The organism is Halothiobacillus sp. DCM-1 (assembly GCF_045689735.1).
GTDB lineage: Bacteria > Pseudomonadota > Gammaproteobacteria > Halothiobacillales > Halothiobacillaceae > Halothiobacillus.
The window spans coordinates 271,314-294,311 of sequence record NZ_CP142685.1; the positions used below are offsets into that span (position 1 = coordinate 271,314).

Below are 22,998 nucleotides of genomic sequence, written 5' to 3' on the forward strand. Positions count from 1 at the left end.
GCCTGCTACAGTCTGTGGGTCGCGCTTCGAGGATTGATCGATTGCTTCAGCTGATGCCGTTATTTCCCCTGCACACTGTCCTGTTTCCCGGTGGCTTGCTGCCGCTGCGGATTTTCGAGACCCGCTATATCGACATGGTGCGTGCGGCGTTGCGCAACGACACGCCGTTCGGCGTGGTGCTCCTCAAGCAGGGGAGCGAGGTGCTCTCGGATGAGCCCGGTCAACCGGCGGCGGAGTTTCACCGGCTCGGCTGCACGGCGCGGATTGTGGATACCGATCTCGCGCCCGATGGCATGCTGCATATTCTGTGTCGGGGTGAGCAGCGGTTTGCCGCCGATGCGGTGGAGCGGGCACCCGATGGCCTGTGGCGCGGGCAGTGCACGCCCCTGGACGCGGCGGCGGTTTGTCCCACGGATAGTCAATTGCAGCGTATGCAGCGGCTGCTTTCCAAATTGTCGTCCGAGGACGACCCGCTGCATGATACGGCGGCCTTCGAAGACCCGGTTTGGCTGATTTATCGGCTGATCGAACGGTTGCCCATCAAACTGGCGGATCGGCAGCGGGTACTGGCCGCCGATCGTCTCGACCTGACGCTGAAGCATCTTTCTGCGATGATGGCCGCTTTCGAGTAGGCCGTGGCGCTGAATTTTCCTGCGTTGCGGCTTGAATTGCCTGGCTGAATCATTTTCTGGCTGAAATTTTTTAAGGAGTTGCTCCATGACCGTTATCCACGAAGCCACGATGGACAACATCGATGCCCTGATTACTGGTAACCCGGTGTTGGTCATCGATTTCTGGGCGCCGTGGTGCGGCCCCTGCCGTTCGTTTGCGCCGATCTTCGAATCGGCCGCCGCAGATCATCCGGCCATCGCCTTCGCCAAAGCCAACACCGAGGCCGAACAACAACTGGGTGCCTATTTCCAGATTCGTTCGATTCCGACCTTGATGATTTTCCGCGAACAAATCCTGATTTACAGCCAGGCCGGTGCCCTGCCGCGGGCCGCGCTGGACGAGCTCTTGGGTAAGGTGATGGCGTTGGATATGGACAAGGTGCGCGAGGAAATCCAGGCATCTCAGCAGCAGGCGCAGCAATAATTTCCTGACGGGCGCCCTTTTCGACCGAACCCCATGATCGGTGTTATTGCCCAGATGGCGTTCACGATCGCGCTTGGGTTGGCCTGGCGGCAGTTGCCGCTCGGCGGGCTCACGGCGGATCGGGCGCGTCCGGCGCTGACGACGGCGGTTTACTATTTTTTTCTGCCAGCGCTCGTGCTTTCGGTTCTCTGGCGCGCCCCGCTGGGCATCGACACCGGCAAGATCGCCCTGGCCTCGGCCAGCGGGATTCTTTCTTCCCTGCTGTTGATGACCTTGGTGGGGCGATTCATGCGCCTGAGTCGAACCGAGTTCGGCGCGTTACTCTTGGCGGCGTCTTTCCCCAACGCGACTTACTTGGGCTTGCCGCTGCTCTCCAGCCTGTATGGCGAGGCGGGTAAACCGATCGCGATTCAATATGACCTGTTTGCGGCGACCCCGATCCTGTTGTCGCTGGGCATTTATCTGGCGTCCCGCCTCGGCACGCACCATGAGACGGTTCATCCGGTGCGTTCTTTGCTCAAGGTGCCGCCGTTGTGGGCGGCATTGATCGGGTCGGGTCTGAATCTCTCCGGGCTGGCGCCACCGCCCGATGTGGCGGCTTTTCTGGATCGACTCGGTTCGGCGGTGGTGCCGATCATGCTGTTGGCCTTGGGAATGAGCTTGAACCTTGCCACCCTGGGCAGCCGGATCCATTGGCAGAAAATCGCCCCGGCGCTGTTGATTCAACTGCTGTGGATGCCGCTGGTGGTTTGGGCTGTCGTTACCGGCACCCACATGACGGGTATGGCGGCAACTGCGACGGTGTTGCTCGGCGCCACCCCGTCGATGATTTTGGGGTTGGTGATCTGTGATCGCTTTGGTCTGGATACGGGGCTCTACGCCACGGCAGCGACGGCGTCCACGCTGATCGCGATGGCGACGCTGCCGCTCTGGCATCAGGTATTGGGGCATTAAATTAGAACGAGGGGGCATGAATGAAGGTAGCGCAAAACAAGGTGGTGCGGCTCGATTACACGCTGCGCGATGACGATGGGGAAGTGCTGGATTCCACCGCGAACCGGGTGTTCGAATACTTACATGGCTATGGCAACCTGATCCCCGCCTTGGAGGCGGCGCTGGAGGGCAAGGCGGAAGGGGAGCGGTTTTCTGTCGTGATCGAGCCCGAGGACGCCTATGGCCTGCATGATCCCGAGGCTGTGGTGACCGTGCCGCGCGCGCGCTTTGCGCCCGAGGTGCAGGTGGTGCCGGGCAATATGGTGGAAACTCAGGGGCCGGAAGGGCGAATCGAGCTCTTGATTCTTGCGGTCGATGGGGATCAGGTCACGGTGGATCTGAATCACCCGCTGGCGGGGCTCCGCCTGCACTTCGAGGGAACGGTTGTCGATTTGCGGGATGGCCATCCGGATGAAATCAAACACCGGCGCGTGCATCCCGGCGGGCATCATCTGATGGTGCAGGACTCCACCTTCCTAGGGGATTGGCACGATGAGCCGGATACGGAGGCGGGCGCGCGTGGCTGAGGGTGTGATTCAGTATGCGGTGTCGCTGGCTGCCGTGCACAGTCGCTATCTCGGGGTGCGGATGACCCTGCCCGCGTCGGCGGAGGCTCGAACGCTGTCCTTGCCTGCATGGATTCCCGGCAGTTATCTGATTCGTGATTTCGCCCGGCATCTCGTGGGCATGACGGCCTGCCAGGCCGATGGCATGCCCGTGACCTTGCAGCCGCTGGATCAGCAGCGATGGCTCTTGCCCGCCACGGCGGTGCCTGTCCACATCGACTATCTCGTGTACGGCAATGATTTTTCCGTGCGCACCACGCATGTGGATAGCAGTCATGCGTTTTTCAATGGGACGAGTGCCTTTTTGCGCGTTCACGGCGCAGAGGACTGGCAGCACACCGTGCATCTGGATTCGACGGGCGCCCCCGAACCCTGGCGGGTGGCGACGACGCTGCCGGTCGTCGCGGCGGATGACCGGGGCTTCGGCCAGTATGCCGCGACGGATTACGAATCCTTGATCGATTATCCGGTCGAGATCGGAGCATGGCGCGAGGTGACTTGGCTGGCGGGCGAGGTGCCGCACCGGCTGGTCGTCAACCATGCGCATCCGCAGACCGATCTCGCGCGAATCGCGACGGATCTGGCCGAGGTCTGTGCCACGGTTCAGAGATTCTGGGGTGAGGTGCCTTTCAAACGGTATCTCTTTCTGCTTTCGCTCGATGGCAAGGGCTATGGCGGGCTGGAACACCGGGACAGTACCGCGCTGATTTTCCCGCGGGAGGATTTGCCCCGCCGGGGCGAAACGGGGGTATCGGCTGGTTATCAGCGGTTCCTGTCTCTGTGTGCCCACGAGTATTTTCATGCCTGGCTGGTCAAGCGCATCCGTCCGGCGGCGTTCGTCGGCTTGCCGCTGGCGGCACCGGCCACGACCCGGTTGCTTTGGTTGTTTGAGGGCTTTACCAGTTATTTTGATGACTATTTGGTGTTGAAAGCCGGCAAAGTCTCGCCCACCCAATACCTGACGGCACTGGCCGAGACGATCAACCGGGCGGTGCGCGGCAAGGGCTGGCATCGGCAAACCCTGGAAGAATCGAGTTTCTACGCCTGGACCCGCTTCTACCAGCAGGACGAAAACGCGGTCAATGCCATCGTCAGCTATTACACGCGCGGCGCATTGCTCGCGCTGATGCTGGATTTGACCCTGCGATTGGCCGGCGAGAGTCTGGCGGCACGGATGCGACAGATCTGGCAGATCCATCGAGAAATGCCGGTTGAAGCGGGCGAGGCAATCGAACGCTTGTTGGGGGCGGCCGAATATCCCGCCGTGGCCGCGCTCTTGGCGGAAGGGCTGCGCAGCACCCGCCCGATGGCGTTTGTAGAACGCTTGGCCGAGTTTGGCGTGACTTGCACGCCGATCGCGGAAATGCCGACCCAGGCAGCAGATTGGGGCGCGACGATTGGTGGGGAAGATCTGCGGGTTGCGCGGGTTCAACTCGTGCATGAAGACCGCCCGGCCGCGCGGGCGGGGCTGGTGGCCGGGGATGAGATCGTGGCGCTGGACGGCTTTGCCGTGGGTGGCGCTGATTTTCTCCTGCGTTCAGCGCGTTACCAGCCGGGCGATACCGTTTGTCTGGATGGCTTCCGGCAAGGTCGCCTGATGCGCTGGACGCTGCAACTGGAACCCCCCGTGTGCAATCAATGGCGGCTCGCTTTGTGCGATGACGCCGGGATGGACGAGGCGATGCGTGCCCGACGAGCCGCTTGGTTGGCGGGCGCGTGAGCACGGCCTCAGCTTCCCCCCTGAGCCCGCAGATGTCCCTGGACTGGGTAGCGGCAGAGGGCGGCATCGGCTGGTGGTTCGACGAAGTTGAGTCCACGCAAGATGCCCTCAAGCGGCGGGTGACCCATGCCGAAGAGTCGCCCGACTGGGCGCTGTGTCTGGCAGCGGCGCAAACCGCCGGTCGTGGTCGTCAAGGGCATGTTTGGGTCAGTGCGGCCGGTCAGGGGCTTTGGTTCAGTCTGCTCGTCCCGGCTCGGGTATTTGAGCAAACCTCGGGTCAAGGATCGGACGCGATGCCTCAGCCGCCAGTCGCATTGCTCGCGGCCGATGCACTGTGCCAGGCGCTGGTCGCCGAAGGGTTTGCCGTCGGCATCAAATGGCCCAATGATCTGTGGTTGAATAACGCCAAAGTCGGCGGGATTCTGGTGGAAGCCTGGCGTTGGCGTGGCGAGCCATACTGGGTGGTTGGCGTCGGGTTGAACTGGTGGGCGCCCGCCACGACTCAACTCCAGGACAAAACCGGCGAACCCATCCGGGTGACGGGGCTGCTGGACGCTGCTGCGGGCCTCGTCGCCGATCGCGCCGGATTGTCCCGGCGGATCATCACCGCCTTGCGCGATGGGCTGCGGAGCCCGTCGCAATGGCCGGAACGGCTGTCGCGGCTCAAAGAAAATCACCTGCTTTGGCAGCAGCGCGTCAGCGTATGGATGCAGGGGGCAAAAATAGCCGAAGGCCGTGCGGGTGCATTGACACCCCACGGAGAATTAACGCTGATCACCGATGCGGGTGACAGCCTGACGATTGGCGGTAGCGCCAGTGTGCGAGTAATTCCTTGATTTGTGTGATTGATGCGGGTAACACCCGGTTGAAATGGCAGCTTAAGCCAGATGCAGACATTCAGGCCGAGGCATGGGGCGATGATTGGCGCTCGGCGTTCGTTGCGGCGGCGGGGCAGCAAAACATCAAACAGTTCCTGATCGTGGCGGTGGCGGAGGAGACGCGACAGGCCGAACTGGATGCCCTGCTGGCTGAGCACTGGCCGAAGGCGCGGCGGCGGTGGCTCAAGCCCAAAGCGCGAAGTGGCGGGGTCAGGCTCGCTTACCCTGATCCCACCCAGTTCGGTGTCGATCGTTGGTGTGCGCTCATGGGCGCGCGCACGCGATGCCCGGCGCAGGCCGTGTTGGTTCTGCTGGCGGGCACCGCGATTACGGTCGATTACCTGCAGGCCGATGGCCAGCATGCCGGCGGGTTGATTTTGCCCTCTTTGGCCATCATGCGTGCCGGGTTTGATTGCTTGGCACCCCGATTGTCGGAGGCGTGGAACAGGCCTGGCACCCTGCAAGAACAAGGGATCTTTGCCGTGGATACGGCAGGCGCCTTGCACCTCGGTAGCCGGTTCATGCTCGCCAGTACCGTGGCGCAGTTGATCGATGGCGTGGCCGCTGCAGAAGGCGCGGTGCCCCGCATCTTACTTAGCGGAGGCGATGCCGCAATGCTGGCGGATTGGCTGCCGGACTCTAGAGAAATCGTACCCACCCTGATTTGTGACGGCGCGCGGCATGCGGCACGCGGTCAACGATGAAACCCTGCTTTTGAGTTGCAAAGCAGACAGCGCTGGCATTAGAATGCGCGCCCATTGCCGCTTTAGCTCAGTTGGTAGAGCAACCGCCTTGTAAGCGGTAGGTCGTCAGTTCGAGTCCGACAAGCGGCACCAGTCTTAAGTTCTGGCGTGCAGACTTAAGCACAGTGAGGCACCGGTTTTCATTGACAACCAGGGTCTCCTTGTGAAGAATTGCGCGCTCGCGGTGGGGTACCCAAGCGGTCAACGGGATCAGACTGTAAATCTGACGGCTCAGCCTTCGAAGGTTCGAATCCTTCCCCCACCACCAATTCGTCGGGTTGCCCGGGGCAATCCGGCAAAGGTTTGCGAGTGTAGTTCAATGGTAGAACCTCAGCCTTCCAAGCTGATGGCGTGGGTTCGATTCCCATCACTCGCTCCAAATTGAGAAAGATTTGCTCATGTAGCTCAGTCGGTAGAGCACGTCCTTGGTAAGGACGAGGTCACCAGTTCGACTCTGGTCATGAGCTCCAAATGCGAACTGCCGCAGGCGTGATGTCGTTAACTTAAATGGGTTGAGTGGAGATTGTCATGGCAAAAGAGAAGTTTGAGCGTACCAAGCCGCATGTGAATGTGGGCACGATTGGGCATGTGGATCATGGCAAGACGACGCTGACGGCGGCGATCACCAAAGTGATGGCGGAAGCGCACGGTGGCGCGGCATTGGCCTACGACCAGATTGACAAAGCGCCGGAAGAAAAAGCGCGTGGCATCACCATCAACACCTCCCATGTTGAATACGAATCCGACAATCGCCACTACGCCCATGTGGACTGCCCGGGTCATGCCGACTACGTCAAAAACATGATCACCGGTGCGGCACAAATGGACGGCGCCATTCTCGTCTGCTCAGCCGCCGACGGCCCCATGCCGCAAACGCGCGAACACATCCTCCTGTCCCGTCAGGTCGGCGTTCCGTACATCGTCGTCTTCCTGAACAAAGCCGACATGGTCGATGATCCCGAACTGCTCGAACTCGTCGAAATGGAAGTGCGCGACCTGCTCAGCCAATACGACTTCCCGGGCGATGACACCCCCATCATCACCGGCTCAGCGCTCAAAGCCCTGGAAGGCGAGCAAAGCGACATTGGCGTCGAATCCGTCAAACGCCTCGTCAAAGCCATGGACGACTACTTCCCCGAGCCGGAACGCGCCATTGACGGCACCTTCCTCATGCCGGTTGAAGACGTCTTCTCGATTTCAGGCCGTGGCACCGTCGTCACTGGCCGTATCGAACGTGGCATCGTCAAAGTGGGCGAAGAAGTCGAAATCGTCGGCATTCGCGACACCCAGAAGACCACCGTCACTGGCGTAGAAATGTTCCGCAAACTGCTGGATCAAGGCATGGCGGGTGACAACGTCGGCATCCTGCTGCGTGGCACCAAGCGAGACGACGTCGAGCGTGGCCAAGTGCTGTGCAAACCGGGCTCCATCAAGCCGCACACCAAATTCCAGGCGGAAGTCTATGTTCTGTCCAAAGAAGAAGGCGGGCGACACACCCCGTTCTTCAACGGTTACCGGCCGCAGTTCTACTTCCGTACGACGGATGTGACAGGCTCCTGCACCCTGCCGGAAGGGACAGAAATGGTCATGCCGGGAGACAACGTCGCCATGACCGTCAGCCTGATCGCCCCGATTGCGATGGAAGACGGCCTGCGCTTTGCAATCCGTGAAGGCGGCCGCACGGTCGGTGCCGGTGTCGTCTCTAAAATTATCGAGTAATCCGTAGATTGCTTGTCAATAGGCGCGGAGTCGTATAGACTTCGCGCTCTTTTTTCTTCATCTGGATGATCCGGTGGATTTTCCGGGTTGAAATTTAGGTCAGTAGCTCAATTGGCAGAGCGACGGTCTCCAAAACCGTAGGTTGGGGGTTCGATTCCCTCCTGGCCTGCCACATCGTGGCGCGCAATCATTGGTTGTGTGGCTGTTTTTGTTTTCGCGTCGGCCGGTTTGGCCGGATTTGGGTTGTGCATCATGTCGGAAAAAGCCGTAGAGACTGCCCCCGCCCGTGGCCTTGATTCGCTGAAGCTGGGCTTGGCGATCTTGGTTCTGTTGGGCGGGGTGGTTGGCTTTTATTTGCTCGATAAAGAACCGCTGTTTGTTCGTATCGCTGCGGTGCTGGTTGCGGTTGGGTCGGCTGCGGTATTGGCTTATGCCACGGCTGTCGGGCGCGGCATTTGGCAATTTGCTTTCGATTCGCGGGTCGAAGTCCGCAAGATGGTATGGCCAACGCGCCAGGAAACCGTGCAGACCACGCTGGTGGTTGTGCTGCTGATTGTGGTGATCAGTCTGTTCCTGTGGGGCGTGGATTCGTTGCTGGCGTGGATCGTGCGTAGCGTAGTGGGCTGAGGATCTGTCGATGGCAATGCGTTGGTATGTGGTTCAGGCGTTCTCCCAGTTTGAGAACAGCGTTAAAAAAGCATTGGCGGAGCGCATTGAGCGCGCCGGGTTGCAGGCTCAGTTTGGTGAAATCCTGGTGCCCTCCGAAGAGGTCGTCGAAGTGCGCGACGGGGTCAAGCGGAAATCTGAGCGTAAGTTCTATCCCGGCTATGTGCTGGTTCAAATTGATATGACGGATGATGCCTGGCATCTCGTCAACTCCGTGCCTCGGGTTCTGGGCTTTGTCGGCGATGCAGGCGGTAAGCCGACGCCGATTTCGCAGAAAGAGGCAGACGCCATCATGGCGCGCGTGCGGGATTCGAGCGACAAGCCGAAACCGAAGACGCTGTTTGATGTGGGTGAGATGGTGCGGGTGTGTGATGGCCCGTTCAACGATTTCACGGGTGTCGTGGAAGAGGTGAGCTACGAGAAATCACGACTGCAGGTTGCTGTCAGTATTTTCGGGCGATCGACTCCGGTCGAGCTCGGGTTTGATCAGGTGGCCAAAACCTAAGGTTCGGTTGCTGATCGTTGACTTGGGGAGTTGGTTTTTTGCCAACGCAAGCACCCAATTGAGAGGAAAGTATGGCTAAAAAAGTCACTGGTTACATTAAGTTGCAGGTTAAGGCCGGTCAGGCAAACCCCTCGCCGCCGATCGGTCCGGCGCTGGGTCAAAAAGGCGTCAACATCATGGCGTTCTGTAAAGAGTTCAATGCGGCGACGCAGAGCATGGAACAGGGCTCTCCGATCCCGGTGGTGATCACCGTGTATGCGGACAAGTCATTCACCTTTATCATGAAAACCCCGCCGGTCAGCTTCCTGCTGAAGAAAACGGCCGGGATCAAATCGGGCAGTTCCGTGCCGAATAAAACGAAAGTTGGCACCCTGACTCGGGCGCAGTTGGAAGACATCGCTAAGGTGAAACAACCGGATCTGACGGCGAAAGATATGGATGCCATGGTGCGCACCATTGCGGGCAGCGCGCGGAGCATGGGTCTGAATGTGGAGGGCGTGTAATGGCTAAGTTAACAAAGCGCCAGAAGGCAATTGCGACGAAAGTCAAACCCAATCATGTTTACCCGGTAGCCGAAGCGTTTGCTCTGCTGAAAGAGGTTTCTTCGGTTAAGTTCGTTGAAGCCGTTGATGTGGCGGTTCAATTGGGCGTCGATCCCCGTCGGTCGGATCAGATGGTTCGGGGTGCCACGGTATTGCCAAATGGTACGGGCAAAGTCGTTCGTGTGGCAGTGTTCGCGCAAGGGGCGAACGCCGAGGCGGCCAAGGCAGCGGGTGCGGATATCGTCGGCTTCGAGGATCTCGCGGCGGAAATCAAACAGGGGCGGATGGACTTTGATGTGGTCATCGCTACCCCGGATGCCATGCGCGTGGTCGGTCAGCTGGGTCAGGTGCTCGGGCCGCGCGGCTTGATGCCGAACCCGAAGGTTGGCACGGTCGCCGTCGATGTGGCGGGCGCGGTGCGGAATGCCAAGGCGGGTCAGGTGCGTTATCGCACGGAGAAAGGCGGCATTATCCACTGCACGATTGGCAAGGTGGATTTCACTCCGCAGGCGTTGATCGAAAACTTGAGCGCCTTGCTGGCTGATCTGAACAAGGCCAAGCCGGCTGCAGCCAAAGGCATCTATATGAAGCGGATCAATGTATCCAGCACCATGGGGCCGGGCTTGCAAGTGGATATGGCTTCATTGGCGGAGTAATCCGCCCGCCCTGTGACGGGGCGCAAACTTTGGACTGCTGGTTTTGTCCCGAACAAAACGCAGCGGCGTCAAAGACCGTCGGTGTCAATCGTGGATTGACTTAATGCTTTGGCCGACGCAGACGGTTCCAGTCCTGATTCAAAATATCTGGCGGACCGTGTTGGGGCGAGGTGCGAATGCACCTCGTGAACGCAATGGACGCTCTTTGGAGCTTCCACTTAACCGTAGGAAACCCTTGTGGCTTTAACCATTGATCAGAAACAGCTGATTGTTGCTGAAGTGGCGGAAGTTGCTGGCAAAGCCTTGTCAGCCGTTGGTGCGATGTACAGTGGTTTGACCGTGGCAGAGATGACCGCGATGCGTGTGAAAGCGCGTCAAAGCGGCGTTTATCTGCGCGTGATCAAAAACACCCTGGCGCGTCGTGCGGTGGCCGATACGGCGTTCGCTTGCATGTCTGAGGCGTTGACCGGTCCTCTCGTTTTGGCTTTTTCTATGGACGATCCGGGTTCAGCCGCGCGGCTGATGCAGGATTTCTCCAAGGAGTTCGCCAAGCTTGAGGTCAAGGTCGTCGCATTGGGCGGCAAGTTGCTGCCAGTGACTGAGCTTTCTCGTGTGGCTAGCCTGCCAACGCGCGAACAGGCGTTGTCGCAACTGTTGTCGGTGATGAAAGCACCGGTTGGCAAGTTGGCGCGTACGCTCAACGAAGTGCCAGGCAAGCTCGTCCGTACGGTCGCGGCCGTACGCGATCAGAAACAAGCGGCTTAATTTTTCAACTTTTTTCAGGAATTTAACATGGCAATCTCTAAGAACGACATTCTGGACGCAATCTCCAACATGACCGTGATGGAAGTGGTGGATCTGATCGCTGCAATGGAAGAAAAATTCGGCGTCACGGCTGCTGCTGCAGTCGCTGTTGCCGCCGGCCCGGCTGCGGCTGCGGCTCCGGCTGCCGAAGAGAAGACCGAATTTGATGTGGTCATGACCTCTTTCGGCGCGAACAAGGTCAACGTCATCAAAGCGGTGCGTGAACTCACCGGTCTGGGGCTGAAAGAAGCCAAAGACATGGTTGAAGGGGTTCCGGCTACCGTGAAAGAAGGCGCAAGCAAAGCAGACGCCGAGAGCATGAAAGCGAAATTGACCGAAGCAGGCGCAACGGTCGAGCTGAAGTGATTTTGATTGCCCGTTGACGGGATGTGATGGCTGGCAGTTTTGGCTGCCGGCCTTTATTTGTTGTTTTTTTGATGATGTTCGGCTTCGAGTGGCATCAAAAAAATCTACCGGCGTAAGCCCAGAGATCTCTCCCCGCGCCCGGCGTTGTTCCCTTCGCCCGAGGTGTCACCGTTGTTTTACGAGGTAAGGCAGATGAGCTATTCATTCACTGAAAAGAAGCGAATTCGCAAGGAATTTGGCCGCCGCGCCGAGATCCTGCCGGTGCCGTATTTGCTGGCTACCCAGGTTGAGTCTTACAAGTCATTTTTGCAAATGGGCGTCGGGGCGAAGGCTCGACGCAACGAGGGGTTGCATGCCGCACTGAGTTCCGTGTTTCCTATTCGGAGCCACTCCGGTCACGCAGAAATTGCGTATGTGGATTACCACTTTGGCGAGCCGGCGTTTGATGTACGGGAGTGCCAGATTCGGGGCCTGAGCTATGGCGCGCCGTTGCGCGTGAAGCTGCGACTCGTGATTTATGATCGGGAAGCACCGGCTGGGGCGAAGGTGGTCAAGGACATCCGTGAACAGGATGTCTATCTCGGTGAAATTCCGCTGATGACCGACAGCGGTACCTTTGTAATCAACGGTACCGAGCGGGTGATTGTTTCCCAGTTGCACCGTTCGCCGGGGGTGTTTTTCGATCACGATAAAGGCAAGACATCGAGCTCCAAGAAGATTCTTTTCTCTGCGCGGGTGATTCCGTACCGGGGTTCTTGGCTGGATTTCGAATTCGACCAGAAAGATATTTTGTTTGCCCGGATTGACCGTCGGCGGAAAATTCCTGCGTCCATCATTTTGCGTGCCCTCGGCTATACCAACGAAGAAATGCTCAACATCTTCTTTGAGCATGATGTGTTTCATGTCACGGCTGAAGGTGGGTTGAGCCTGGAGTTGGTGGCTGATCGCTTGAAGGGTACCGACGCGGCTTTTGACATTGATTTGCCGTCTGGTGAAAACCTGATCAAAACGGGCAAGCGGATCACCGCGAAGCATGTGCGTGAACTGGCCAAGGCGAACCTGTCGCAATTGCCCGTCCCGCTGGATTTCATCATTGGGCGCGTGTTGGCCAAGGATGTGGTGGATACCAGCACGGGAGAATTGTTGGCGCGGGCAAATGACGAGCTGACCACAGAATTGGTGTTGAAGTTTGCCAAAGCGGGCGTCACCACCTTTAGCACCCTGTATTTCAATGATGTGGATCGCGGACCGTTTATGTCCCTGACGCTGCGTGCAGATCCGTCCACCACGCCGATGGAGGCGATGGTCGAAATCTATAAGATGATGCGTCCGGGTGAGCCGCCGACAAAAGACTCGGCTGAAGCGCTGTTCCACGGACTGTTCTTCACGGAGGATCGCTATGATCTTTCCGATGTGGGACGGATGAAATTCAACCGTCGCATCGAGCGGGGCACCGATGTGGGTCCCGGTGTCCTGTACGACCATAAATATTTTCAGCAAAGAGCGAAGGCGGGCGACGAACTCGCGGCTCCGCTGGTGGCGGAACAGGGTGAGGTTTCTGACATCCTGGATGTCATGAAGGTGTTGATCGATATCCGTAACGGCAACGGCAAGACGGATGATATCGACCACCTGGGCAATCGTCGGATCCGTTCCGTGGGCGAGATGACGGAAAATGTGTTCCGCGTTGGCTTGGTACGGGTCGAGCGCGCGGTGAAAGAGCGCCTCACCCAGGCCGAATCCGAAGGGTTGACCCCGCAAGATTTGATCAACGCGAAGCCCGTGGCGGCGGCGATCAAGGAGTTCTTCGGATCTAGTCAGTTGTCCCAGTTCATGGATCAGAACAACCCGCTATCGGAAATCACCCACAAACGCCGGATTTCCGCGCTGGGGCCGGGTGGGTTGACGCGGGAGCGCGCAGGCTTCGAGGTGCGTGACGTACACACGACGCACTATGGCCGGGTGTGCCCGATTGAAACGCCGGAAGGCCCGAACATCGGTTTGATCAATTCCCTGGCCACCTATGCCCGTACCAACCACTACGGCTTCCTCGAAACTCCGTATCGCAAGGTGGTCGATGGCCAGGTGACCGCGCAGATCGATTGGCTTTCCGCGTATGAAGAAGAGAAGTACACGATTGCTCAGGCGAATGCGCCGCTCGATGAGGCGGGCGTGTTGCAGGGCAATCTGATCTCGGTGCGTCGGGCGGGGGAATTCATGCTTTCCGGCCCGGAAGAAATCCAGTACATGGATATTTCACCGAAGCAGATCGTCTCGATCGCGGCGTCCATTATTCCATTCCTGGAACATGATGATGCCAACCGCGCGCTGATGGGCTCAAACATGCAACGCCAGGCGGTGCCCACCCTGCGTGCCGACAAGCCGCTGGTCGGTACGGGCATGGAACGCGTCGTGGCAACGGACTCGGGTTCATGCGTTGTCGCCAAGCGGGGCGGTGTGGTGGATCGGGTCGATGCTTCGCGCATCGTGGTGCGCGTGAATGCAGCCGAAGCGAACACGGGCGAAGTCGGGGTGGATATTTACAACCTGACCAAATACACCCGTTCGAACCAAAACACCTGCATTAATCAGGCGCCCTTGGTCAAGGCCGGTGATGTGATCGCGAAGGGCGATGTGCTGGCTGATGGCCCCTCGGTGGATCTGGGGGAATTGGCCCTCGGTCAAAACATTCTGTGCGCGTTCATGCCCTGGAATGGCTACAACTTCGAAGATTCGATCCTGCTGTCCGAGCGCGTTGTGCGCGAGGATCGCCTGACCACCATTCACATCGAAGAGCTGAATTGCGTCGCGCGGGATACCAAACTGGGCGCGGAAGAAATCACGGCCGATATTCCGAATGTCGCTGAGAGCCTGTTGAATAAGCTCGATCAGGCCGGGGTGGTGCATGTCGGTGCGGAAGTGCGTCCCGGCGATATTCTGGTAGGCAAGGTCACGCCGAAGGGAGAAACCCAACTCACGCCGGAAGAGAAGCTGCTGCGCGCCATTTTTGGTGAAAAAGCTTCGGATGTGAAAGACACCTCTTTGCGCGTACCGCCGGGCATGGAAGGCACCGTGGTCGATGTGCGCGTGTTTACGCGCGATGGCATCGAGAAGGACAGCCGCGCGCGCGCGATTGAAGAAGCCGATTTGGATGCCGTCCGCAAGGATCTGAAAGACCGCCTGCGCATCATTGAAGGCGATATTTTCGCGCGGGTGAAAGACCTGTTGGTCGGTGAAACGGCCGTGGGCGGGCCGGGCGTCAAAGCGGGCAGTAAAATTACCGCTGCCCAGCTGGAAAAAGTGGATGCGGCGAAGTGGCTGGAAATCCGGGTCGAGAAAGAGTCCGTGGCGCAGGCGCTGGAGGAATATAACCAGCAGCTGGAACAGGCCAAGGCGGATATCGACAAACGCTTCGAAGACAAGAAGAAGAAAATTCAGCAGGGCGACGATCTGGCGCCGGGCGTGCTGAAAATGGTCAAGGTGTTCGTGGCCGTCAAACGCCGTATTCAGCCGGGCGATAAGCTGGCTGGGCGGCACGGTAACAAAGGGGTCGTCTCCATGATCGTCCCCGAAGAGGATATGCCCTACATGGCGGATGGCACCCCCGTGGATATCTGCTTGAACCCCTTGGGCGTACCGTCGCGGATGAACATCGGCCAGATTCTGGAAACCCATCTAGGGTTTGCCGCGCGCGGGCTGGGTCACAAGATCGAGGCCATGCTCAAGCTGGAGCGCGCCAAGGCGCTGATCGAACTGCGCGCCTTCCTGGATCAGGTGTACAACCATCGTGAAGAAAAACGGGTTGACCTTGACGCATTGACGGATGACGAACTCATCGAACTGGCCAAAAACCTGCGCGGCGGCGTGCCGATGGCCACGCCGGTATTCGATGGTGCGGAAGAAGACGAAATCAAGCGCATGTTGCGTTTGGCCGGTCTGCCGGAATCAGGTCAGGTGCAGCTCTACGATGGACGCACCGGCGAGGCCTTCGAGCGGACGACGACCGTGGGCTACATGTACATGCTCAAACTCAATCACCTGGTCGACGACAAGATGCACGCGCGGTCTACCGGCCCCTACAGTCTGGTGACTCAACAACCGCTGGGCGGCAAGGCGCAGTTTGGTGGTCAACGCTTCGGGGAGATGGAGGTTTGGGCGCTGGAGGCCTATGGCGCGGCGTATACCTTGCAAGAGATGCTCACCGTCAAGTCGGATGATGTGAACGGTCGTAACAAAATGTACAAAAACATCGTTGATGGCGATCTCAAGATGGATGCCGGCATGCCCGAATCCTTCAATGTATTGCTCAAAGAGATCCGTTCATTGGCGATCAATGTTGAGTTGGAACAAGGCGAAGAATAATCCGGTCACCGGGGGCTGCCCCCGGTATCTGCGGTCACGAGTGAGAGGCTAGGTATCCCCATGAAAGAACTACTGAATCTGATGAGCCGTGAGGTTACGGACGAAGATTTCGATGGCATTCGCATTTCCCTTGCGTCCCCAGAGATGATTCGCTCCTGGTCGTATGGTGAAGTGAAAAAGCCAGAAACCATCAATTACCGCACCTTTAAGCCGGAGCGTGATGGTTTGTTCTGCGCGAAGATTTTCGGGCCGGTGCGTGATTACGAGTGTCTTTGCGGTAAATACAAGCGCCTGAAACATCGCGGGGTCGTCTGCGAGAAGTGCGGGGTCGAGGTCACGCTGTCCAAGGTGCGCCGTGAGCGCATGGGGCACATCGAGCTGGCCTGTCCGGTGGCGCACATCTGGTATCTGAAATCCCTGCCTTCGCGTATCGGCTTGCTGCTGGATATGACGCTGCGCGACATTGAGCGGGTGCTGTATTTCGAAGCATTCGTGATCACCGATCCGGGGATGACCCCGCTGACGAAGGGTGATCTGTTGTCCGATGAAATGTACATCGATGCCATCGAGCAGTATGGCGATGAATTCGAAGCCGATATGGGCGCTGAAGCGATTCAGAAATTGCTCAAAGACATCGATCTGGATCAGCAGATTCTCGCCCTGCGCGATGAACTGGCCGAAACCGGCTCGGAAACCAAGATCAAACGGATTTCCAAGCGGTTGAAATTGCTCGAATCCTTCAAGGAGTCGGGTAACCGCCCCGAGTGGATGGTCATGACCCAGTTGCCGGTGCTGCCGCCCGATCTGCGTCCGCTGGTACCGCTGGATGGTGGTCGTTTCGCCACCTCGGACTTGAACGATCTGTATCGCCGCGTCATCAACCGGAACAACCGGTTGAAGCGACTGCTGGAAATCAATGCGCCGGACATCATCCTGCGCAACGAAAAACGCATGCTGCAAGAGGCGGTCGATTCTTTGCTGGACAACGGTCGTCGCGGTCGAGCGGTGACCGGGACGAACAAGCGCCCGCTCAAGTCGCTGGCCGACATGATCAAAGGTAAGCAAGGCCGGTTCCGGCAAAACCTGCTGGGCAAACGGGTGGATTATTCGGGTCGTTCGGTCATTGTGGTGGGTCCGACCTTGCGGCTGCATCAGTGCGGTCTGCCCAAGAAAATGGCGCTGGAACTGTTCAAGCCCTTCATTTTCGGCAAATTGCACCGCCGGGGTCTGGCCACGACGATCAAGGCGGCCAAGAAACTGGTCGAGCGCGAAGGCCCGGAAGTCTGGGATGTGCTGGAAGAAGTCATTCGCGAGCATCCGGTACTGCTGAACCGCGCACCGACCCTGCACCGGTTGGGGATTCAGGCATTCGAGCCGATCCTGATTGAAGGGAAGGCGATTCAGTTGCATCCGCTGGTGTGCTCGGCCTACAACGCCGACTTCGACGGCGACCAAATGGCCGTGCATGTGCCGTTGTCGCTCGAAGCCCAGGCCGAAGCACGCGCGCTGATGATGTCCACCAACAATGTGCTCTCACCCGCCAACGGCGATCCGGTGATCGTGCCCTCGCAAGACATCGTGCTCGGCATTTATTACATGACCCGTGCCAAGGTCAATGGGCTGGGCGAGGGCATGGTATTTGCGGATCTCGACGAAGTGCAACGCGCCTATGATAACCGCCTGGTTGAATTGGGCGCGCAAATCAAGGTTCGGGTGCAGGACTGGAATCGGTTCGATGATGGTCGAGCAGAATCTGTGCGCCGCATTGTGGAAACCACGGTGGGTCGTGCCTTGTTGTTCAAAGCCTTGCCAGAAGGGGTGCCTTTTGCGCAAATCAACAAAGACATGGGTAAAAAGGCAATTTCCGCTTTGCTGAACTATGTCTATCGGCAGCTCGGTCTGAAAGACACCGTTATGTTTGCCGATCAATTGATGTACACCGGGTTCCGCTATGCGACCCGCTCGGGTATTTCCATTTGCTCTGACGACATGCTCGTGCCGCCCTCAAAACCGGCGGAGCTCGCCAAGGCAGAGGCCGAAGTGGCCGAAATTCAGGCGCAATACGCGCAGGGATTGGTGACGGAAAAAGAACGGTACAACAAGGTGGTGGATATCTGGTCGCGTGCCAATGATCAGATTTCGCGCGCCATGATGGATCAATTGGGTTCGGAAAAAGTGAAGGATCGCGACGGAAACGAGGTGAAACAAAGCTCGTTCAACGCGATTTTCATGATGGCGGATTCGGGCGCGCGGGGTTCTGCGGCTCAGATCCGTCAATTGGCCGGGATGCGCGGCCTAATGACCAAACCCGACGGCTCGATCATCGAAACGCCGATCACGGCGAACTTCCGTGAAGGGCTGAATGTATTGCAATACTTCATCTCTACCCACGGCGCGCGCAAAGGTTTGGCGGATACCGCACTGAAAACCGCCAACTCCGGTTATCTGACCCGGCGTCTGGTGGATGTTGCGCAGGACATCGTGATCACAATGGACGATTGCGGAACCACGGCGCCGGGTCTGAAGGTGACCGCGGTGATCGAAGGTGGCGATGTCGTTCAGGGTCTGGGCGCTCGGATTCTCGGCAGAACCACGGCGCAAGATGTGTTGATGCCCGGCTCCGATGAAGTGCTGGTGGCTGCCAATACCGTCATTGATGAGGTGGCGGTGGCGCGGATCGAGAGCTCCGGTGTCGATGAGGTGTGGGTACGCAGCCCCATCAGCTGCGAGGCGCGTCACGGCATCTGCCAGAAGTGTTATGGGCGCGATTTGGCGCGCGGCAACCCGGTGAATATCGGGGAGGCCGTGGGTGTGATTGCCGCGCAATCCATCGGGGAGCCGGGTACGCAGCTCACCATGCGGACCTTCCATATCGGGGGTGCGGCTTCACGCTCTGCGGCGGCCAGCTCCGTGCAGAACAAAGCGGCCGGCACCGTGCGGATGCATAATCTTAAGACGGTCATGAACCGCGACAATGACCTTGTGGCGGTCACGCGTTCCGGTGAATTGGGCATGGTGGATGACCAGGGGCGTGAGCGCGAACGGTACAAAGTCCCTTACGGCGCGGTCATTCGTGTCAAAGAGGGCGAGAAAGTGGCTGCCGGAACGACGCTGGCGACCTGGGATCCGCACACCCATCCGGTGGTTAGTGAAATGCCGGGTTTTGCGCGTTTCTCGGACTTTGCTGATGGTTTGTCCGTTAAATCTGAAACGGATGAAATTACCGGCCTGTCATCCCAGGTTGTCATTGATCCGAAACACCGCAGTGGCGTGGCCAAAGAATTGCGCCCCGCGATTGCCCTGGTCGACGAAAAAGGCAATCCGGTGTTTCTGGCCGGAACCGAAATTCCTGCGTTCTATGTGCTGCCGGCTGGCGCAATCATTGGGATTGAAGACGGCGCAGCAGTGCAGGTGGGGGATGTGGTCGCCCGCATTCCGCAGGAGTCCTCGAAAACGCGGGATATTACCGGGGGTCTGCCGCGTGTGGCCGACTTGTTCGAAGCGCGTAAACCGAAGGAGCCGGCGATTCTGGCCGAGTACACCGGCACAATCAGCTTTGGCAAGGAAACCAAGGGCAAGCAGCGCCTGGTCATCACGGATGAGCACGGTGAGTCGCACGAGGAATTGATTCCTAAATATCGCGTGATCAATGTCTTCGAAGGGGAGCATGTGGCGCGCGGAGAGGTTATCGCGGACGGCGAGTTGACCCCGCATGACATTCTCCGGCTGCGCGGTATCCCGGATCTGGCGGCGTACATCATCAAGGAAATTCAGGATGTATACCGCCTGCAAGGGGTCGTGATCAGCGATAAGCATATCGAGGTCATTGTCCGGCAGATGTTGCGCAAAGTGGAGATCAGTGAGGCTGGGGATTCTCTCTACCTCAAAGGGGATCAAGTCGACAAGGCGCGTCTGCTGGAAGAAAACCGGATGCTCGAAGCCGACGGAAAATTCCCTGCGAAATTCGAACCCATGCTATTGGGGATTACCAAAGCATCGCTGGTGACCGAGTCCTTCATTTCAGCGGCATCCTTCCAGGAAACGACGCGCGTACTCACCGAGTCTTCGACTCGTGGCACGCGAGACGAGCTGCGCGGCCTGAAGGAGAATGTCATCGTCGGTCGATTGATTCCTGCGGGTACGGGGTTGGCGCATCATCAAGATCGCCGCCGCCGCCGTCATCTGCCGCTCGACTCCGCAAATGCCTTGTTTATGGATAGCGAGGCGGGTGAGGCCGGTGCGATGGAAGGCGAGAGCGTCGCCTGAGTGAATTCGGCAGGTGATTGACAGTTGAGGATTTCCTCAAGTAATATCACCGCCCTTTGCGACGGGTTTGCCCCCGTCGTGTGTTTTTTTGGATGGAGAAGACAAACCCATGGCAACTGTAAATCAGCTCGTGCGCAAACCGCGCAAGCGACTGGTCGAAAAAACCAAGGTGCCGGCACTGGAGGGCTGTCCGCAGCGCCGTGGTGTCTGTACTCGTGTATACACCACCACCCCGAAGAAGCCGAACTCTGCGCTGCGTAAAGTTGCGCGGGTACGACTCACCTCGGGGTTTGAAGTCACTGGCTACATCGGCGGTGAAGGCCATAACCTGCAAGAACACTCCGTGGTCTTGATTCGCGGGGGTCGTGTTAAAGACTTGCCGGGTGTGCGCTACCACATCGTTCGTGGCAGCCTCGATACCCAGGGTGTCGACAAGCGCCGTCAGGGCCGCTCGAAGTACGGCGCCAAGCGTCCGAAAGCCAAGTAAAAATTAATTAGTAACGGTTGTAACTATCATGCCGAGAAGAAGAGAAGTACCGAAGCGCGAGATTTTGCCAGACCCGAAATACGGCAATGTCACTGTCGCGAAATTTATCAACATGATTATGTTGAGCGGGAAGAAGTCTGTTGCCGAATCCATCCTGTACGGCGCCATGACAATCGCTGAAGAGAAAGGCAAGGGTCATCCGGTCGAGCTCGTTGAGCGCGCGCTGGAAAATGTAGCGCCTGCGGTCGAGGTAAAGTCTCGTCGAGTGGGCGGTGCAAACTATCAAGTGCCCGTTGAGGTTCGTCCTGTGCGTCGTTCCTCGCTGGCAATGCGTTGGTTGATTGAAGCGGCGCGTAAGCGCGGCGAAAAAACCATGGCGGCCAAGCTTGCAGGTGAGTTGATGGATGCGGCAGAAAGCCGTGGCTCTGCGGTGAAAAAGCGTGAAGACACGCACCGTATGGCCGAGGCGAACAAAGCCTTCGCCCATTTCCGCTGGTAATTCAAAGAGGTATTTTTCGTGGCCAGAACCACCCCGCTTGAGCGGTATCGCAATTTCGGCATCATGGCGCACATTGATGCTGGCAAGACGACTACGACCGAACGCATCCTGTTCTACACCGGTGTTTCGCACAAAATTGGCGAAGTCCATGATGGCGCCGCCACCATGGACTGGATGGAGCAGGAGCAGGAGCGGGGGATTACCATTACCTCGGCTGCGACCACGGCCTTTTGGGGCGGGATGGATAAGCAGTTTGAGCCGCATCGTTTCAATATCATCGATACCCCCGGTCACGTAGACTTCACGATTGAAGTTGAGCGCTCGCTGCGCGTACTCGATGGGGCCGTATTCGTGCTGTGCGCCGTGGGTGGTGTTCAGCCGCAATCGGAAACCGTTTGGCGTCAAGCCAACAAATACGGTGTGCCGCGTTTGGCGTTCGTCAACAAGATGGATCGCTCGGGCGCGGATTTCTACCGCGTCATGGATCAGCTCAAGAAGCGGCTGGGGGCCAACCCTGTGCCAGTCGTTCTGCCGATTGGTGCGGAAGAGGGCTTTGAAGGCGTGGTCGATTTGCTGCGCATGAAGGCCATTTACTGGAATACCGAAGACATGGGGATGACCTATGTTGAGCGCGATATTCCGGCGGAGCTCGTCGAAAAGGCCAATGCTTATCGTGAGCAAATGATCGAAGCCGCCGCCGAATCATCCGAGTCGCTGATGGAAAAATATCTGGAAAGCGGTGAGCTTTCGGATGAGGAAATCAAAGCCGGGATTCGTGCGCGTACGCTGAATAACGAAATCATTCCTGCGTTGTGTGGCACCGCCTTCAAAAACAAAGGCGTGCAAAAAATGCTGGATGCGGTGATTGATTATCTGCCGGCGCCTACCCAGGTTCCGCCCATTAAGGGCGAGTTGCCGGATGGCACCCCGTCCGTTCGGAACACCGGGGATGATGAGCCATTTGCTGCGCTGGCATTCAAAATTATGTCGGATCCCTTTGTTGGTTCGCTGACATTCTTCCGCGTGTATTCCGGGGTGGTCAATGCGGGCGACGGCGTGCTGAATTCAACCAAAGATAGCAAGGAGCGGATCGGGCGGATCCTTCAGATGCACGCCAACTCACGGGAAGAGATTAAGGAAGTGCGTGCCGGAGACATCGCGGCTGCCGTGGGGCTTAAGAATGTGATCACGGGGGATACCCTGTGCGATCTGTCTAAGCCCATAGTGTTGGAGCGCATGACATTCCCCGAGCCAGTTATCTCCGTTGCGGTCGAGCCGAAAACCAAGGGTGACCAAGAGAAGATGGGGATGGCGCTTGGCCGTTTGGCGCAAGAAGATCCCTCATTCCGGGTGTTTACCGATGAGGAGTCCGGTCAGACGATCATTGCGGGCATGGGTGAGCTTCACCTTGAAATTCTCGTGGACCGTATGCGTCGTGAGTTCAAGGTTGAGGCGAATATCGGTAAACCGCAGGTGGCCTACCGTGAAACGATTCGCGGCACCATTGAGCAGGACGGCAAGTTTGTTCGTCAATCAGGTGGTCGTGGTCAATATGGTCATGTGAAACTTCGTCTTGAGCCGCTGGGGCCTGGTAAGGGCTATGAATTTGTCAATGGCATCGTGGGCGGTGTGGTTCCGCGGGAATACATCCCTGCGGTAGACAAAGGCGTTCAGGAGCAAATGAAGAACGGTGTCATTGCCGGCTTCCCGGTGGTGGATGTCAAAGTCACGATTTTCGATGGCTCCTACCACGAAGTTGACTCCAACGAGATGGCGTTCAAGATCGCCGGTAGCATGGCGTTCAAAGAAGGGGCGCAAAAAGCCAAGCCCGTTCTGCTTGAGCCGATGATGAAGGTCGAGGTCGAGACCCCCGAAGACTACATGGGGGATGTGATTGGGGATTTGAACCGTCGCCGCGGCATGATTCAGGGTATGGAAGATACCATGGGCGGTGGTAAGCAAATCCGCGCCGAGGTCCCATTGTCAGAGATGTTCGGTTATGCGACCGATCTTCGTTCGGCAACGCAGGGGCGTGCGACCTACTCTATGGAGTTTGCGCACTACGCTGAGGCACCGAAAAATGTCGCTGATGCCGTTATCAAAGGCCAGTAATTCAGAATTTCAACCGAAT

At 58.2% G+C, this 22,998-nt stretch carries 19 protein-coding genes and 5 tRNA genes; all 24 read left to right on the plus strand.

Annotation, left to right across the window (positions count from 1 at the left end; genetic code table 11):
• The first annotated feature begins 41 nt into the window (after positions 1-41).
• The 24 genes from VOI35_RS01305 to fusA all read left to right on the plus strand — a co-directional run bounded on the left by VOI35_RS01305 (position 42) and on the right by fusA (position 22,979).
• Complete coding sequence (locus VOI35_RS01305) at positions 42-632, plus strand: LON peptidase substrate-binding domain-containing protein (RefSeq protein WP_407276106.1); 591 nt, start codon at positions 42-44, stop codon at positions 630-632.
• Between the two features lie 85 nt (positions 633-717).
• Positions 718-1,095: a thioredoxin domain-containing protein gene (locus tag VOI35_RS01310; RefSeq protein WP_407276107.1), complete on the plus strand. Its 378-nt coding sequence runs from the start codon at positions 718-720 to the stop codon at positions 1,093-1,095.
• A 33-nt stretch (positions 1,096-1,128) separates the two neighbouring features.
• Positions 1,129-2,049, plus strand: coding sequence for an AEC family transporter (locus VOI35_RS01315; protein ID WP_407276108.1), 921 nt, complete (start codon positions 1,129-1,131; stop codon positions 2,047-2,049).
• Between the two features lie 20 nt (positions 2,050-2,069).
• Positions 2,070-2,615 (plus strand): peptidylprolyl isomerase, encoded by a 546-nt coding sequence (locus VOI35_RS01320; RefSeq protein WP_407276109.1) that lies wholly within the window; start codon positions 2,070-2,072, stop codon positions 2,613-2,615.
• A complete protein-coding gene (locus tag VOI35_RS01325; RefSeq protein ID WP_407276110.1) occupies positions 2,608-4,374 on the plus strand; it encodes a M61 family metallopeptidase in 1,767 nt (588 codons plus the stop codon). The genes VOI35_RS01320 and VOI35_RS01325 overlap by 8 nt, the downstream gene beginning before the upstream one ends.
• Positions 4,375-4,406: 32 nt before the next feature.
• Positions 4,407-5,210, plus strand: a complete 804-nt coding sequence (locus VOI35_RS01330; protein WP_407276111.1) for a biotin--[acetyl-CoA-carboxylase] ligase — start codon at positions 4,407-4,409, stop codon at positions 5,208-5,210.
• Between the two features lie 5 nt (positions 5,211-5,215).
• Complete coding sequence (locus tag VOI35_RS01335; protein WP_407276837.1) at positions 5,216-5,956, plus strand: type III pantothenate kinase; 741 nt, start codon at positions 5,216-5,218, stop codon at positions 5,954-5,956.
• A 56-nt stretch (positions 5,957-6,012) separates the two neighbouring features.
• A tRNA-Thr gene (locus tag VOI35_RS01340) sits at positions 6,013-6,088 on the plus strand.
• Between the two features lie 90 nt (positions 6,089-6,178).
• Positions 6,179-6,263, plus strand: a tRNA-Tyr gene (locus VOI35_RS01345).
• A 37-nt stretch (positions 6,264-6,300) separates the two neighbouring features.
• Positions 6,301-6,374 (plus strand) — tRNA-Gly (locus tag VOI35_RS01350).
• A 15-nt stretch (positions 6,375-6,389) separates the two neighbouring features.
• Positions 6,390-6,465: transfer RNA gene (locus VOI35_RS01355), tRNA-Thr, on the plus strand.
• A gap of 58 nt (positions 6,466-6,523) precedes the next feature.
• On the plus strand, positions 6,524-7,714 hold the full coding sequence (tuf, locus tag VOI35_RS01360) for an elongation factor Tu (protein WP_407276112.1): 1,191 nt from the start codon (positions 6,524-6,526) through the stop codon (positions 7,712-7,714).
• Between the two features lie 96 nt (positions 7,715-7,810).
• Positions 7,811-7,886: transfer RNA gene (locus VOI35_RS01365), tRNA-Trp, on the plus strand.
• 80 nt (positions 7,887-7,966) lie between these two features.
• Positions 7,967-8,341 (plus strand): preprotein translocase subunit SecE, encoded by a 375-nt coding sequence (gene secE, locus VOI35_RS01370; protein WP_407276113.1) that lies wholly within the window; start codon positions 7,967-7,969, stop codon positions 8,339-8,341.
• A 10-nt stretch (positions 8,342-8,351) separates the two neighbouring features.
• Positions 8,352-8,885 carry a transcription termination/antitermination protein NusG gene (nusG, locus tag VOI35_RS01375; protein ID WP_407276114.1) on the plus strand — a complete coding sequence of 178 codons (534 nt, stop codon included), beginning with the start codon at positions 8,352-8,354 and terminating at the stop codon, positions 8,883-8,885.
• Positions 8,886-8,956: 71 nt separating this feature from the next.
• Entirely contained in the window at positions 8,957-9,388 is a 432-nt protein-coding gene (rplK, locus tag VOI35_RS01380) for a 50S ribosomal protein L11 (RefSeq protein ID WP_407276115.1), read from the plus strand.
• A complete protein-coding gene (gene rplA, locus VOI35_RS01385; RefSeq protein WP_407276116.1) occupies positions 9,388-10,083 on the plus strand; it encodes a 50S ribosomal protein L1 in 696 nt (231 codons plus the stop codon). The genes rplK and rplA overlap by 1 nt, the downstream gene beginning before the upstream one ends.
• A 237-nt stretch (positions 10,084-10,320) precedes the next feature.
• Entirely contained in the window at positions 10,321-10,848 is a 528-nt protein-coding gene (gene rplJ / locus VOI35_RS01390; protein ID WP_407276117.1) for a 50S ribosomal protein L10, read from the plus strand.
• Between the two features lie 27 nt (positions 10,849-10,875).
• A complete protein-coding gene (gene rplL / locus VOI35_RS01395) occupies positions 10,876-11,253 on the plus strand; it encodes a 50S ribosomal protein L7/L12 (RefSeq protein ID WP_407276118.1) in 378 nt (125 codons plus the stop codon).
• 192 nt (positions 11,254-11,445) lie between these two features.
• Positions 11,446-15,615 carry a DNA-directed RNA polymerase subunit beta gene (gene rpoB / locus VOI35_RS01400; RefSeq protein ID WP_407276119.1) on the plus strand — a complete coding sequence of 1,390 codons (4,170 nt, stop codon included), beginning with the start codon at positions 11,446-11,448 and terminating at the stop codon, positions 15,613-15,615.
• Between the two features lie 60 nt (positions 15,616-15,675).
• On the plus strand, positions 15,676-19,881 hold the full coding sequence (gene rpoC, locus VOI35_RS01405) for a DNA-directed RNA polymerase subunit beta' (RefSeq protein WP_407276120.1): 4,206 nt from the start codon (positions 15,676-15,678) through the stop codon (positions 19,879-19,881).
• A 109-nt stretch (positions 19,882-19,990) separates the two neighbouring features.
• Complete coding sequence (gene rpsL / locus VOI35_RS01410) at positions 19,991-20,368, plus strand: 30S ribosomal protein S12 (RefSeq protein ID WP_407276121.1); 378 nt, start codon at positions 19,991-19,993, stop codon at positions 20,366-20,368.
• 28 nt (positions 20,369-20,396) lie between these two features.
• Positions 20,397-20,867, plus strand: coding sequence for a 30S ribosomal protein S7 (gene rpsG, locus VOI35_RS01415; protein WP_407276122.1), 471 nt, complete (start codon positions 20,397-20,399; stop codon positions 20,865-20,867).
• A gap of 18 nt (positions 20,868-20,885) precedes the next feature.
• Positions 20,886-22,979 carry an elongation factor G gene (gene fusA / locus VOI35_RS01420; RefSeq protein WP_407276123.1) on the plus strand — a complete coding sequence of 698 codons (2,094 nt, stop codon included), beginning with the start codon at positions 20,886-20,888 and terminating at the stop codon, positions 22,977-22,979.
• Positions 22,980-22,998: the final 19 nt, after the last annotated feature.